Raw genomic sequence first — 13,414 nt, forward strand, 5'->3', positions numbered from 1 at the left:
CGGAGCACCGGCACGTGGACCAGCCGCCCGTGGACCAGGGCATGGACGCCGACGTGACCGTGGTCGGCGCCGGGCCGGTGGGCCTCGTGCTCGCCGCGGAGCTGGCGCTGGCCCTCGGCGGAGCGCGGGTGCAGGTGCTCGAACGGCTCGCCGAGCCGGACCGGGGGATGAAGGCCGGGGCGATCAACGTACCGACCGCCGAGGCGCTCGACCGCCGCGGCCTGCTGCCCGCCGCCGAACGGGTGCAGCGCGACCTCCTCGCCCGCACCGGCCCCTTCGCCGCCCCCACCGACGGCCGGCACCCGCGCTTCACCGGGCACTTCGCCGGAATGGTCCTCGACCCCGGCCTCGTCGACTGGACCGACCCCGACCTCGCCGCGCACACCGCCGTCGACGGCGCGCGGATGGTCCCGCAGCGCGAACTGGAGGAGCTGCTGGCCGCCCACGTCGCCCGGCTCGGCGTGGCGGTGCGCCGCGGGGTGGAGGTCACCGCCCTGGAGGACACCGGCGACGGCGTGCTCCTCGGCACCACCGCCGGACCGGTGCGCACCGGCTGGCTGGTCGGCTGCGACGGCGGACGCAGCACCGTACGCCGCCTCGCGGGCATCGAATTCCCCGGCACCGACCCGGAGTTCACCGGACACCTGGCGGTCGCCGACCTCGCCGAGCCGCACGGGCTCGCCGACGGCTGGACCTGGTCGACCCGCGGCGCCTACCGCTACGGCCCGCAGCCCGGACGCCTGGTCACCGTCGAGTTCGGCGCCGCCCCCGACCGCTCGGCACCGGTCACCCTCGCGGACGTGCAGGAGAGCCTGCGCCGGGTCTCGGGCACCGACGTCACGCTGACCGCGCTGCGGGGCCCCGCGACCCGCTGGAGCGACAACGCCCGCCAGGCCGCCGCCTACCGCGCGGGCCGTGTGCTGCTGGCCGGCGACGCCGCCCACGTGCACTCGCCGTTCGGCGGCCAGGGGCTCAACCTCGGCGTCGGCGACGCGATGAACCTCGGCTGGAAGCTCGCCGCCGTGGTCGCCGGCTGGGCGCCCGAAGGGCTGCTCGACACCTACGACGCCGAGCGCCGCCCCCTCGGCGCCTGGGTGCTGGACTGGACCCGCGCCCAGACCGGGGTGCTGCGCGGGGACGCCGGGTCGGCCGCGCTGCGCGAGGTCCTCGCCGACCTGCTGGCCACCCGGGACGGCGCCACCCACGCCGTCAAGCAGATCTCCGGCGTCACCCAGCGCCTCGACCTGCCCGGCGACCACCCGCTCACCGGCCGCCACGCGCCCGACCTGCCGCTCGCCGACGGCTCCCGGCTGGCCGACCACGGCCACGACGGCGGCTTCCTGCTCCTGGACCGCACCCCGCACGGCGCGCTCGCCCGCCTCGCCGCCCCCTGGGCCGGGCGGGTGCGCACCGTGGCCGACGGCTCCGGGGCGCCGGGCCACGGCTCCGCGGAACCGGTCAGCGGCTTCCGGACGCCGGTCGGGGTGCTGGTCCGTCCGGACGGGGTGGTCGCCTGGGCCTGCGACAGCGCGGCCGTGACCGGCCCCGAGGCCACCACCGGCCCCCAGAGGGCCGGGGGTCTCGAGAGCGCCGCCGGTCTCGAAGCCGCGCTGCGCCGTTGGGCCGGCGCGCCGTCGCGGTGACGCCGGGGCCCGGGGCTCAGCCGGCGCCCGGGGCTCAGCCGACGCCCGGACGCCCGGTCCGCGGCCCGGCCGCGTCGAGCGCGGCGAGCAGCCGGGCACGGACGTCGGCGGCGGCCTCGCGGGTGACCGGGTCCTCGCTCTCCAACTGCGGGGCGATCAGCTCCACGGCCGCCGCCAGCAGCGGCAGCGGCACCTCCGCGGTCCGCAGGTGGAGGAGCTGCGACGCCGCCCGCTCGCCGGGCGAGGCCGGGGCGGGGGCACCGGGGATCAGGGCGGTGATGCCGCGGGGGAGTTGGCTGCCGGTCACCCGCCCATTCTCCCGCGCCCGCACCGGTGGCGATCACCACCGTCCGCGACCCGGCCGTTCCGTCAAGAGGGTGCTCCCGGACGGCCCGGGGCGGGAGGATGACCGGCATGAGTGCGATCATCAGCATGGACCTGGCCGGTTTCGTCCCACGTGCGGACCAGGACGGCGCCGGGGGCGGAGACCGGGTGTGGGACGACGAGCGCGGGGTGGTCCTGTCCGTCCACGACTTCGCCCTGGTGCCGGACCTGGTCGCCCCGCTCGACGCCGGTGAGCGGCTGCTGCGCGACCTGGCCCGGCAGACCGCGCAGGGCGGCGCCGCGCTGATCGAGGCGGAGGTCCGTGAGCTGGGCGGGCTGCCGGGCCTGCGGCAGCTCGTCAAGATCCCCCGGCCGGGCGGCCCCGGGCAGGTGTTCGTCGGCGCGTGGACGGTGCCGCGCGACCGCTGCAGCGTGGTGCTGAAGGTCCAGGCCGCCGAAGGCCCGGTCACCGGCATGCGGGAGGCCGTGGTCGCCGACCGGGTCGGCTTCGACGCCTACGTCCGTCCCCACCCCTACGACCCCGAGCTGCGCGGCCCGCTGCCCTCCCACGTGGCCGACCTCCCGGAGTGGGACGCCCACTTCCCGTCCCACCCGCTGACGCTGGTGCGCGAGACCCTCGCCCGGGTCGGCGCGAGCGCCGTCCTGGACGACCGCTTCCGCACCCTCCCGCCCTTCACCGGCCCGGCGCCCGAGCCCGCCCGCCGCCGCTGGTGGTCCCGCCGCTGACCGTCCGCCGGCCCCGGCCGGCCCCGGTCCTGGCGCCCGCCCCGGCCCCGGCCCCGGTCGGGCGGGCGGGCGCCGGACGGGGTGTGCCGGGTGTCCCGCACGCCCCCGCCGGCCCCGGCGCGGCCCGTTCGGGTGGTGTCCGGTCGGGCGGGGGCGTGCTGGCGGCAGTCGGGCGGGCCGATACGGAAGGGTTCGGCTGCGACCTATTTCTGGCGGATGCGGAGGCGATCGTGGCCGGTGGACGGAACGCTGTTCGAGCGGGACGGGCGGGCCGGGCGGCCGCGTCCGTCGTGCTGCTGGCCCTGGCGACGGGGTGCGGAGGCGGCGGCTCCTCCACCGGGACGACGAGCACGACCGGGCAGACGTCCGTGCCGACGGCCTCGTCCGGGACGAACGCGAACGCGATCGCCACGCTCTTCCCGGCCAGCAAGGGCCACACCACGGTGACCAAGGCGAAGGTCCCCACCACCCCGCTCGGGCAGCAGAACCACAAGGTGGTGCTGCTCACCGCGCCCCCCGAGAGCTCCGGGAGCAGCGCCGGCACCGGGGTGACGCTCGGGGCCGCGCACCTGCCCGCCGGGAGCTTCTCGCTGGCCGGCAACGCGTGCACCGGACAGACCCTGCAGCCGGGGCAGACCTGCCCCCTCGAGATCGTGTTCGCGCCGACCAGCGTCGGCACCCACAGCGCAGAGCTGACCGTCGACACCTCGGCGGGCCGCGCGGACTACCGCGTCGAGCTGACCGGTGAGGGGGTGGCGTCGGCCTCGGGCTCGGCCTCGCCCACGCACACCTCGCGCACGCCCGTGGTCACCTCCCCGGCCGAGTCGTCCCCGGCGGAGGCGACGGCGACGGCGTCGGAGGGCTGACGGCGGGCGGCCGCCCGAGGGCCGGCACAGGGACGCCGGAGGGGCGGCACAGGGACGCCGGAGGGCCGGCACAGGGCGCCCGAGGGCCGGCACGGCGCGGCTGACACGTCGCCGAGGCGTCAACCGAGCGTCTCGATGCGGATGGTGTCGTCGTCCCGCAGGACCACGGTCACGTCCTTGGGCCGGCGGCGGTCGTAGGAGGCGAGGTAGTAGCGGGCGCTGGACTTCGCGAGCAGGACGAATCCCCGGTACTGGTGGCGGTACGGCCCGCTGGTGTCGCCGAGGTCCGTGTAGTCGATGCCGCGGGCGTCGTGGGTGAGGGGGGAGCGGGAGTAGACCAGGACGTTGACCTTCTCCGCGAACCCGGAGTCCGAGTCGCTGGCGGCCTGGCTGTCCCCGGCCTCGTCCGCGTAGCGCGCCAGGGCGAAGAACAGGCTCATCGTCAGCAGCCCGACGAGCACCGCCCCGGCGAGCGCCTGGACCCGCTCGCCGGCCGCCGGGGTGCCCCGTGCCCGGCGGCCGAGCTGGTGCAGGCGCAGCGCGAACAGGGTCAGCGCGGCGCCGAACGCCACCACCAGCGGGGGGACGACCGTCCGCGGCCAGCCGGCCTGCAGGAGCGGGAGGACGCTGCGGGTCCACCAGCGCGGCTGGATGAAGACGAGGAAGCCCAGCAGGAGCAGCAGTCCGCCGGCGAGGCCGCAGGCCAGCGACGCCCGCCGCCACGGGGGGTCCTCGCGCCGGGCCAGCCGGCGCTCGATCCAGGCGAAGAGCAGCAGGGCGAGCAGCCCGCCGCACAGCAGCAGCCAGAGCGGGAGGAAGAGCGCGTTGGGGCTGACCGTCAGGTAGCTGTCGCGCGACAGTTCCAGGTCGCTGGTGGGGATGCCGAAGTGGACGTAGTACGACGTCATGTACGTCCGGCCGACGTAGTACAGCAGGCCCACGATGACCGATCCCGGCGCGACCACGTAGGCGGCCTTCTCCAGGAACGCCCTGGTCCGGTCGTCCCTCGGCTTCGGCGCGGGGGCGGGCTCCGGGGCGGAGGCGGCGGCTGCGGCGGCTGCGGCGCGGGGGCTGCGGTCGGGCCTGGCGCGGGACGCCGGGCGGCGGAGCCGACGGGCCGAGCCCCTGGCACGGGCGTCTCTCATGCCCTCCCCAACGACGCGTCCCGCGCTCCGGTCACGGACGGCCCAGCGCCGGTGCGCCCCGCTCCCGCCCGGCGGCTCCCGCCCCGCCCGGGGACCGGGGAGCCCTCCGGCCACGCCTCGGGCATCCGGGCTCGGGGCATTCCTCGGCCCGTCGCGTCGTGCTGTCGTTCTGCCCTGTCGATCGGCAGGGTGGGGCGGCGGTGGGAGGGGGCGTTTTATGTCGATCGGCACATGTGCGGGAGGGGGTGAGGGGGTCAGGCTTGGGGGCATCGAGACGGCGGCCGCCGGGGTCGTCGGGGAGGGGAGGCCACCGTGTTCCTCATTCGTCCGCGTCGTCGTGTGTGCACCGGTGTCCGGGCCGGCGCTGCGGCCCGGGCCCGGGCGCGGCGCGGGCCGCCGTGCGACGGTGAATACAGGACCGCCGCTGCGGAGGCGGGTGTCGCCACCGGCGGGGCGGGTCCCGACGGGCCACGAATCCACGCGGTCGCCGGAGGATGCACCATGCGCGCGAGGGACAGGACACCGGGAACGCCGGAACCGGAGGAGGGGCCCGGCGACGGGCTCGGCGACGAGCGCGGCGACGGGCTCGGCGACGAGGGCGGGACCGAGGACGGGACGGCGCACGGGAACGCGGGTGTGCGGCGGGCCCGGCGGGCGGCCGAGTGGGGGCAGGCGAGGTACTCCGGCTCCTGGGCCGAGAACCTGTGGACCAGGCTGGACGCGGTGGACTTCCTCGGCCAGGCCATCGTGCTGGCCGCCACGCTGCTGCTGTGCGCCGTCCCGTTCCTGATCGTGGTGTCCGCCCTGTCCGGGCGGTCGGCGGTGTCCGGGATGACCCATCGGCTGGGCCTGAGCGCGGAGGCCTCCGCCGACGTCAGCCGCCTGATCGCCCCCTCCTCGACGACCTCCGGGGCGGTCACCGGACTGTCGTGGGTCTTCTTCGTGCTGGGCGGCCTGGCCACCGCCGTCTCGATCCAGCAGCTGTACCAGCGGGTGTTCCAGCTGCCCCGGAAGACCTGGGACCGGCTGCGCGCGCTGGTCTGGCTGGCCCTGGCGGTGGGCTGGCTGGCCCTGGGCACCCTGGCGGGGCGCACCCTGCACGCGAGCCAGCCGGTGCTGTGGTGGATCATCGGCGCCGCCGGGTGCGTCGGCGCCTGGTGGTTCACGATGTGGTTCCTGCTGGCCGGGCGCATACCCTGGCGCCGACTGGTGCCGTGCGCGGTCGCGACCGGCGGGTTCTGGATCGGCATGCTGGTCGTCTTCCACTTCACCTTCTCCGGCATGGTCGTCGGCAACGAGGACGAGTACGGGCCGATCGGGGTGGTGTTCGCCCTGATGTCGCTCTTCATCGCGATCGGCGTGGTGATCATCCTGGGCGCGTCCGCGGGCATGATGTGGCACGACCGCGGCATGTCCTTCCGCGCGGCGCTCCGGCGAATACGGCGGCCGCCGCGGTAGTCCCGGCCCGGGTTGCCGCCGCGCCCCGGCCGCCGGCCGCCTCGCCCGGTGTCAGGCCGGCCACCGGCCGTCGCGCATCAGCTCGCGGCCGGCCAGCTCGTCCGCCTCGCGCCAGGCCTGGACGCGGCGCGGGGTGATGCGGAACCACCGGTAGGCGGTGGCCGACTGGCGCGGGTCGAAGCCGGTGCGCGCGGCGAACCGGTCGCCCCGCTCCCGCGGCAGCGCCTCGATCCCGAGGACCTCCACCTCGCCGTCGACCACGGTGACGTCACGGGTGTGGCCCAGGGAAAGCCGGGTGGTGCGGCCCGCCGTCAGGTTGCGGCCGGTCGGGCTGTCCGCGGGGGTGGCCACCAGCAGGGTCTCGCCGTCCCAGTCGATGTCGGCGTTCTCGCCGTTCGTCGTGCCGTTCACCGCGTGGGCGGCGGCCGAGGTGGCCGGGTTCGCCCCGCCGGGTACGTGGCGGGGCGCGCGGAGGCCTCGGTGCTCGCCGGCGATCCGGACGCCCCCGCCCGGATCGCCGCGGTCCGCGCCGTCGTCGAGGACAACCCCGAGGAGAACCCCGTCGTCACCGCCCAACGCGGCCGCGCGCAGGCCCTGCTGGACGGTGACACCGGCCGGCTCCCCGCCCTCGCGGCGGCCTTCGAAGCGGCCGGCAGCCCCTACCAGGCGGCGCGCACCCTCCTGCTCGCCGGAGACGGCCACCGCACCGCGGGCCGCGCGGCCCGCGCCGACCTCGGCCTCGCTCCGGCTCCGGCTACCCGGCGGCGCGCTTGACCAGGTCGGCGATGCGCTGCTCGACCTCCGCCGTGATCTCGGCCAGCGCGAAGTAGGCCGGCCACATCGGGCCGTCGTCCAGCTGCGCCTGGTCGCTGAAACCGAGCATGGCGTAGCGGGACTTGAACTTCTCGGCGCTCTGGAAGAAGCACACGACCTTGCCGTCCCGGGCGTAGGCGGGCATCCCGTACCAGAGCTTGGGCGCCAGCTGCGGGGCGGTGGCGGTGACGACGGCGTGCACCCGCTCGGCCATCGCCCGGTCGTCGGCCCCCATCTCGGCGATCTTCGCGAGCACGTCCCGCTCCGCCTCGGCCGCCTTCTCCGCCTTGGACCCCTTGCGGGCGGCCTTCTTCAGCTCCTGCGCGTGGTCCTTCATCGCCGCCCGCTCCTCGGCGGAGAACCCGGCGTGCTTGTCGTTCTCGTTGCTGGTCATGGTCGATCCACCCCTGGTCTCGCGCCGTCAAGAGTCCGATCGGTCCTGCCTGCCCGGCCGGCCCGATCGCCGTGACCACACTCTCCCCCATCCGCCCCACGGAGCGCATCCGTGCTCACCACGGATCCGCACCACGGACACCGGTCCAGACACCGGTCCGAACACCAGTCCGTACGGCCGGTAGCCTTGATCGAATGTCAGCCACGATGAACGATGCCGTCCGCGCCCTGCTCGACGCGCCGGTCCCCGCCGTCCTCGCCACCCTCAACCCGGACGGGAGCCCGCAGACCTCGGTGGTCTGGGTCGGCCGCGACGGGGACGACGTCCTCGTCTCCACCGCCGCCGGACGCCACAAGGAGCGCAACCTGCACCGCGACCCCCGCGCCAGCCTCACCGTCTACGACCCCGCCGACCCGCTGCGCTACGTCGAGATCCGCGGGCTCGCGACCATCACCGAGGACACCGGCCGCGCCGTCGCGGTCGCCCTCGCCGAACAGTACGAGGGCCCCGGCGCCGGCCAGGAGTACCTGGAGCTCCCGCCCGAGGTGCTGCGGGTCGTCGTCCGCATCACCCCCACCAAACTGATCGGCACCGCCACTGCCTGACCATCCGTCAGTTCCACGTCGGACGGGGAGTGCCCCGGCCGGGCGGCTGCGGGCCGTGGCGAGCCCGCCGTCCGCCGTGAGGCCGACCGTGCCGGTCGGAGTCGTCAACGGGCGGCCGCGACCGGCACGGTGGCGCGACACGCCTCAGTGGACGCAGAACTCGTTGCCGGCCGGGTCCTGCAGCACCGTCCAGGTGAGGCCGGGAACGCTGTGCTCGCCGACGACGCTCGCCCCCAGAGCGACCAGCCGCTCCACCTCACCCGCCAGGCCCGTGTCGGGCGCGGCGGCGAAGTCGACGTGGACCCGGTTCTTGCCCCGCCGCTCCTCGGCCACACGCTGGAAACCCAGGGCCAGGGGCTGTGCCCTGACAATGACGAAGTCGCCGTGGTCCTGGGCGATCTCGCCTCCCAACGCCGTGGCCCACCACTGGGCCAGCTCCTGCGGTTCCGCACAGTCCACCGTGATCATCACTGCTGCCAGACTCATGATCGTCACCCTAGCCACGACCACCGACAACCGGCCCCCGGCCCCGCCTCCGGCCGGCTCGGTCCCGGCCTCGCCAGGGCTCCCCGCGGGGTCAGGCGGCGAGGGCGGGGGCGGCGGTGCGGTAGCGGCCGGGGGTGGTGCCGAAGTGGCGGGTGAAGGCGTGGGAGAGGGCGTAGGGGCTGGCGTAGCCCACCTTGCGGGCGATGGTTTCCAGCGGGTCCGGGGTGTCGCGCAGCAGGCCCGCGGCCCGGGTCATCCGCCACCAGGTGAGGTAGGCCATCGGGGGGCGGCCGGTGAGCGTGGTGAAGCGGCGGGTGAGGGTGGCGCGGGAGACGCCGGCGCGGGCGGCGAGGGCCTCGGCGGTCCACGGGTGGGCCGGGTCCTCGTGGACGGCGGCGAGCGCGGCCGCCACCACCGGGTCGGTCAGGGCCGCGCCCCAGCCGTCGGCGCCGCGCCGGGTGGTCCAGGCCCGGACCAGGTAGACCAGCAGCAGGTCGATCAGCCCGGGCACGGCGAGTTCGCCGCCGGGGCGGGCGGCGGTCAGCTCGGTACTCAACAGGTCGACGGCGGCGCGTAGTTCGGGGTGCTCGCCGGTACGGGTGGGCAGGTGGACGACCTGGGGCAGCTCGCGCATCAGCGGGTGTCCGAGCCCGTGGTCCAGGCGGTACTTGCCGCACAGCAGATCGGCCGCGCCGGGGGCGTCGGCGCGAGCCGGAGCGGCAGCCGCGGAGGCGGCGGGGTCCGGGCGCCGGTGCGGGCCGAGCAGGGTGTCCAGTTCCGGCAGGCGCGCCGCCCGGTCGGCCGTCAACTCCCCGTCGGACAGGGCGTGTCCGCTGCCGTGCGGCAGCAGGACGGCGTCCCCGGGCTCCAGGCGCAGCGGCTCGCCCCCGTCGGCCCGCAGCCAGCAGCCGCCGGCCAGCACCACGTGGAAGCCGGCACCGGCGTAGGCGGGGATCCGGGCGCCCCAACGCCCCGCCACCCGCAGCCGGTTGGAGGAGGGCCGGCCCGTCCGTACGGCGGCGATCGCATCGCTGACCACGTCCATCCGGCCATCGTAGCCACCCCCGGAGCTCCGCCGCCGTAGGCCGGAGATGAGCCGTCCGCGTATCGGAGCGAGCCATCGGCGCATTGAGCGGCTCAGCCAGGCTGCCTAGGCTCGACGAGCAGCCCACGAAGGGCGACGACGGACCGACGACGGACCGACCTCGGGCCGACGACGATCAGATGAGGGGGACGAACCGTGGAACGGATCGTGCTGGGGGACGTGGAGATCATCCGGGTGCTGGAGTTCCAGGGGCCGTTCGCGCCGGCGGCGGCGATCGTGCCCGGCCTCGCCGAGCCGGCCTGGACAGGCGGCGACGCCGACCTGGTGCCCGAGCACTACGACCCGGTCTCCGGCGCCTACATCGGCGCGCTGCAGACCTGGGTGGTGCGCAGCGCCGGCCGCACGGTGCTGGTGGACACGGGGGTCGGCAACGGACGCGAGCGGCCCTCGACGGCGATGTTCCACCGGCGCCAGGGGCGCTTCCCGGAGCTGCTCGCGGCGGCGGGGGTGCGCCCGGAGGAGGTGGACGCGGTGGTGAACACCCACCTGCACGCCGACCACGTGGGGTGGAACACGACCGAGCGGGAGGGGAGTTGGGTGCCGACCTTCCCGAACGCGGTGTACTACCTGCCGGCCGCGGACCGGGCGTTCTTCGACCCGGCCGCCGGGCACGCGGCCCGCGACAGCGGCGCGGCGGACCCGGCGCACTGGGCGGAGTGGGACCTCGTGTTCGAGGACAGCGTCGCCCCGGTGCTGGCGGCCGGGCAGGCGAAGGAGTGGTCGGGCTCGCTGCGCATCGACACGGCCCTGGTGCTGGAGGAGGCGCCGGGTCACACCCCGGGCTCGTCCGTGCTGCGGGTCGACTCCGCCGGTGAACGGGCCGTGTTCGTCGGGGACTTGATGCACTCCCCGGTCCAGCTGGCGCACCCCTCGTGCAGCAGCTGTTTCTGCCTGGACCCGGAACAGGCGGCGGCCAGCCGCCTGCGGGTGCTGGAACGGGCCGCGGATGAGCGGGAGTTGGTGATTCCGGCGCACTTCGCGGGGGTGGGTGCGGCGCGGATCAGGCGCGCGGGCGCGGGGTTCGCGCCCGACTGGGTGCGCTGACCGACGCCCCTTCCGCAGGCCCGACGGCCCGCCCCGGCACCCGGCCGGGGCGGGCCGTCCGGTCTCGCCGGCCCGCCCTGTCCGACCAGGTCGGTTCGGGCCGGGGTCGGTTCGGGCCGGGGTCGGTTCGGGCCGGGTGGGTCGGGTCAGGTCGGGTCGGCTCAGCTGAGGGTGGCCCAGCCCTGGCTGTTGGCGGCGCCGGCCCGGTTGACGGTCACGGCGGATCCGGCGCTGACGGCGGTGCTGTCCAGGACGTAGCCGGTGGCCGGGTTGGTGATCGTGTAGGTGCCGCTGCCGTTCTGGGCCACCCGCCACTTCTGGTGCGTGTCGGCGGAGTCGAAGGCCTTCAACGTCACCTGGGTCCCGGCGGTGGTGGGCGCGGTGAGGGTGAGCGGGGTCGGGCAGCTGTCGTAGATCCTGACCGTGCCGTCCGCGGTGGTGTCGAACTTCCACCGCTGCGAGGCGTGGGTGGAGTCGTAGGTGTTCAGGTCGGCGACCACGTTGGTGGTGGCGGCGCACTGCCCGGCGTGCTCCAGCGCCAGCCCGCCGCCGTCGGTCAGGGCGTGGTACTGGTTGTCGGCGACGATCGTGGGCCCGTAGTCGATGGTGTGCGCCGCCAGGTAGGTCAGCGCGGCACCGGTGGTGGGGAGCGGCGGGTACGCCGCGGGCCGACCGGTCTTGAAGTAGTCCGCGAAGGTGGACTGGGTGTGCGCGGTCATCACCGCGAGGGTGGCGTTCCACCCCCCGTCGACGTGGTTCCACAGGTCGAGCAGCGCGCCGTCCACGTTGCCCTGGACCTGGTCGCCGGTGTTCCACCCGGTGGTGTACGTGAAGGGGTAGCTGCTGCCGTCCGACCACACGTAGCGGTAGTCGCCGAGGAGGTAGGCGGCGGCGGAGTCGGCGAAGCCCTCGGTCCAGGCGCAGCTGCCGGAGCTCGCCAGGTCGATGTAGTGCGGGCTGCAGTTGGTGACGGCCGGGAACGTGCCGTTGTAGAGGCGGTGCATGAGGAAGTGGCCGGACTCGTGGAGCACGGTGTGCTCGGAGTCCGGGTCGGCGTCGGTGAGGTGGACGGTGTTGGCCAGGTCGTAGTACGGGCCGTCCGTGGAGCCGCTGGTCCAGCGGACGTTCAGCTCGGTGCAGGCGTTGTCCGCCTCGTGGCTGGACCAGCAGGTGCTGCTGGGGTTGTTGCGGTGCGACCACAGGAGGTAGACGGTGTCGAAGGCGTGCCAGGCCCGCGCGGAGGCGGCGAGCGGCTTGAGGACGCCGACCGACCCGCCGGTGGAGACGTTGGACCAGGTGGGGGAGTCCAGCGTGTAGGGGGTGCCGGTGGTGTCGCCGACCTTCCAGAGCTTGCCGCTCTCGGTGCGGAAGCGCACCCGGATGCTGCTCATGGAGGTGGTGGAGACGGGGGTGTAGCAGAGGTTGAACCCCCCGTCGCCGGTGCCGGTGTACTGGTAGTCGGCGGTGAGTTGGTGCGGGGCGTCGGTGGACTTCTCGTTGCCCCACAGCGCGACGTTGGCGTTGCGGACCGGTTTGGTCCTGGTGGGCTTCGTGGGGCCGTCCTCGGCCGACTGGTAGTCGTACTGGAGGTTGCCGCTCAGGCAGATGGGGGAGGCCGCGGCGGCGGGGGAGGCCGTCAGCGGGACGGCGGCGGTGGCGGCGAGGAGGGCGGTGCCCAGGGCGGCGAAGCCGCGCGGCAGGCGCAGTCCGATGGTCAAGGACGGTTTCCTCTCGGGGAGTGGGCGCACGGTGGTGCCCGAGGCGGTGTCCTGATCGGTCGGTGGCACGGGCACCGTTCGTCGACGACCGGGCCCGGAGCCAGGATCGGGGCCCGGGCCTGCCGCGGTAAGGGCGCTCGGAAGCGCGAGCGCGAGCCGGTGGTCCGGCGGGGGCAGTTCGGTTGCGAATCCGCCGCCGCACGCCGCACCTCCGCACGTCGCCCCCCCGTACGTCGCCCCCCGCTCGCGTTCGCCGCAACGGTCCCCCGCTCGCGTTCGCGTTCGCCGCGCCGCATTCCACGCGCCGTCCGCCGGATTTTGCTCGCCCGCGCAAGTTCTTGCTCAGCCGAGCAAAGTGCTCTACAGTCTTGCTCAGGCAAGCAAGAATCAGCTTGAACGGGCAAGGAGGGGTGGGGATGGGGAGGACGTTCACCGAGTCGGGGCGCCGGGCGCAGATCGTGCAGGCCGCCATCGAAGTGGTCGCCGAAGTGGGGTACGCGAAGGCCTCGTTCAGCCGGATCGCGAAGCAGGCCGGGCTGAGCAGCACCGGGATGATCTCGTACCACTTCGCCGGCAAGGACGACCTGATGCACGAGGTCGTCGCCGAGGTGACCAGGGTGACCGCGGGGTTCATGATGCCCCGGATCGCCGCGGCCGAGGGCGCGGGCGCCCGGCTGCGGGCGTTCATCGAGTCCAACGTCGAACTGCTCGCGGTCTGGCCCGGGCACCTGAAGGCGCTGATCGAGGTGCTGCCGAACCTCGGCGGGGACGACCCGGCCACGGTGGGCTACAAGGCCTCCCTGCAGCAGGTGATGGAGGGCCAGGAGCAGGCGGTCCGCGCGGCCCAGGAGGCGGGCGAGTTCCGGGAGTTCGACCCGCGGCTGATGCTCGTGGCGATGCGCGGGGCGATCGACGCCGTGGTGATGCGCTGGGTGGGGGACCCGTCCTTCGACGTCACCGAGGCGGGCCGGGAGCTGGCGGACATCTTCGACCGGGCGACCCGCGCCGAACCGTAGCGGGGCAGCGGGGCGGGCAGGGCCGGCAAGGGCGGCAGGATCGCGCACAG

General features: G+C 75.2%; 14 protein-coding genes and 1 pseudogene. 8 read left to right on the forward strand and 7 right to left on the reverse strand.

Annotation, left to right across the window (positions count from 1 at the left end; all coding sequences use genetic code 11):
* The first annotated feature begins 41 nt into the window (after positions 1 to 41).
* The gene (locus ACIRD3_RS12005; protein ID WP_402214755.1) at positions 42 to 1,643 is read left to right on the forward strand and encodes an FAD-dependent monooxygenase; all 1,602 of its coding nucleotides are present in this window, start codon (positions 42 to 44) and stop codon (positions 1,641 to 1,643) included.
* A 34-nt stretch (positions 1,644 to 1,677) separates the two neighbouring features.
* Here the strand turns inward: ACIRD3_RS12005 and ACIRD3_RS12010 are convergent, their stop codons facing one another.
* Positions 1,678 to 1,950, reverse strand: coding sequence for a hypothetical protein (locus ACIRD3_RS12010; protein WP_402214461.1), 273 nt, complete (start codon positions 1,948 to 1,950; stop codon positions 1,678 to 1,680).
* 107 nt (positions 1,951 to 2,057) lie between these two features.
* Here ACIRD3_RS12010 and ACIRD3_RS12015 point away from each other — a divergent pair, with 107 nt between their 5' ends.
* Positions 2,058 to 2,714 (forward strand): hypothetical protein, encoded by a 657-nt coding sequence (locus tag ACIRD3_RS12015; RefSeq protein WP_402214463.1) that lies wholly within the window; start codon positions 2,058 to 2,060, stop codon positions 2,712 to 2,714.
* 368 nt (positions 2,715 to 3,082) lie between these two features.
* A complete protein-coding gene (locus tag ACIRD3_RS12020) occupies positions 3,083 to 3,580 on the forward strand; it encodes a hypothetical protein (protein ID WP_402214465.1) in 498 nt (165 codons plus the stop codon).
* 119 nt (positions 3,581 to 3,699) lie between these two features.
* Here the strand turns inward: ACIRD3_RS12020 and ACIRD3_RS12025 are convergent, their stop codons facing one another.
* A complete protein-coding gene (locus ACIRD3_RS12025) occupies positions 3,700 to 4,725 on the reverse strand; it encodes a hypothetical protein (protein ID WP_402214467.1) in 1,026 nt (341 codons plus the stop codon).
* Between the two features lie 501 nt (positions 4,726 to 5,226).
* Here ACIRD3_RS12025 and ACIRD3_RS12030 point away from each other — a divergent pair.
* Positions 5,227 to 6,183 (forward strand): ribonuclease BN, encoded by a 957-nt coding sequence (locus ACIRD3_RS12030; protein ID WP_402214469.1) that lies wholly within the window; start codon positions 5,227 to 5,229, stop codon positions 6,181 to 6,183.
* Positions 6,184 to 6,234: 51 nt separating this feature from the next.
* Here ACIRD3_RS12030 and ACIRD3_RS12035 read toward each other — a convergent pair.
* Positions 6,235 to 6,558: pseudogene (locus ACIRD3_RS12035) on the reverse strand (pyridoxamine 5'-phosphate oxidase family protein); the annotation flags it as partial.
* 105 nt (positions 6,559 to 6,663) lie between these two features.
* Here ACIRD3_RS12035 and ACIRD3_RS12040 point away from each other — a divergent pair.
* Entirely contained in the window at positions 6,664 to 6,957 is a 294-nt protein-coding gene (locus tag ACIRD3_RS12040; RefSeq protein WP_402214471.1) for a hypothetical protein, read from the forward strand.
* Here ACIRD3_RS12040 and ACIRD3_RS12045 read toward each other — a convergent pair.
* Entirely contained in the window at positions 6,938 to 7,390 is a 453-nt protein-coding gene (locus ACIRD3_RS12045) for an iron chaperone (RefSeq protein WP_402214473.1), read from the reverse strand. The genes ACIRD3_RS12040 and ACIRD3_RS12045 overlap by 20 nt on opposite strands.
* A gap of 194 nt (positions 7,391 to 7,584) precedes the next feature.
* Here ACIRD3_RS12045 and ACIRD3_RS12050 point away from each other — a divergent pair, with 194 nt between their 5' ends.
* On the forward strand, positions 7,585 to 7,995 hold the full coding sequence (locus ACIRD3_RS12050; protein ID WP_402214475.1) for a PPOX class F420-dependent oxidoreductase: 411 nt from the start codon (positions 7,585 to 7,587) through the stop codon (positions 7,993 to 7,995).
* 144 nt (positions 7,996 to 8,139) lie between these two features.
* Here the strand turns inward: ACIRD3_RS12050 and ACIRD3_RS12055 are convergent, their stop codons facing one another.
* Together ACIRD3_RS12055 and ACIRD3_RS12060 are read right to left on the reverse strand one after the other, a co-directional pair.
* Positions 8,140 to 8,481 carry a VOC family protein gene (locus ACIRD3_RS12055; protein WP_402214476.1) on the reverse strand — a complete coding sequence of 114 codons (342 nt, stop codon included), beginning with the start codon at positions 8,479 to 8,481 and terminating at the stop codon, positions 8,140 to 8,142.
* A gap of 91 nt (positions 8,482 to 8,572) precedes the next feature.
* Positions 8,573 to 9,526 (reverse strand): AraC family transcriptional regulator, encoded by a 954-nt coding sequence (locus ACIRD3_RS12060; protein ID WP_402214478.1) that lies wholly within the window; start codon positions 9,524 to 9,526, stop codon positions 8,573 to 8,575.
* 195 nt (positions 9,527 to 9,721) lie between these two features.
* Between ACIRD3_RS12060 and ACIRD3_RS12065 the strand changes: the two genes are divergently transcribed.
* Positions 9,722 to 10,630: an MBL fold metallo-hydrolase gene (locus ACIRD3_RS12065; RefSeq protein ID WP_402214480.1), complete on the forward strand. Its 909-nt coding sequence runs from the start codon at positions 9,722 to 9,724 to the stop codon at positions 10,628 to 10,630.
* Positions 10,631 to 10,791: 161 nt separating this feature from the next.
* Here the strand turns inward: ACIRD3_RS12065 and ACIRD3_RS12070 are convergent, their stop codons facing one another.
* A complete protein-coding gene (locus tag ACIRD3_RS12070) occupies positions 10,792 to 12,348 on the reverse strand; it encodes an RICIN domain-containing protein (RefSeq protein WP_402214482.1) in 1,557 nt (518 codons plus the stop codon).
* Positions 12,349 to 12,764: 416 nt separating this feature from the next.
* Here ACIRD3_RS12070 and ACIRD3_RS12075 point away from each other — a divergent pair, with 416 nt between their 5' ends.
* Positions 12,765 to 13,364 carry a TetR/AcrR family transcriptional regulator gene (locus tag ACIRD3_RS12075; RefSeq protein ID WP_402214484.1) on the forward strand — a complete coding sequence of 200 codons (600 nt, stop codon included), beginning with the start codon at positions 12,765 to 12,767 and terminating at the stop codon, positions 13,362 to 13,364.
* Positions 13,365 to 13,414: the final 50 nt, after the last annotated feature.

This window comes from Kitasatospora sp. NPDC093550 (assembly GCF_044764985.1).
Taxonomy (GTDB): Bacteria; Actinomycetota; Actinomycetes; order Streptomycetales; family Streptomycetaceae; genus Kitasatospora.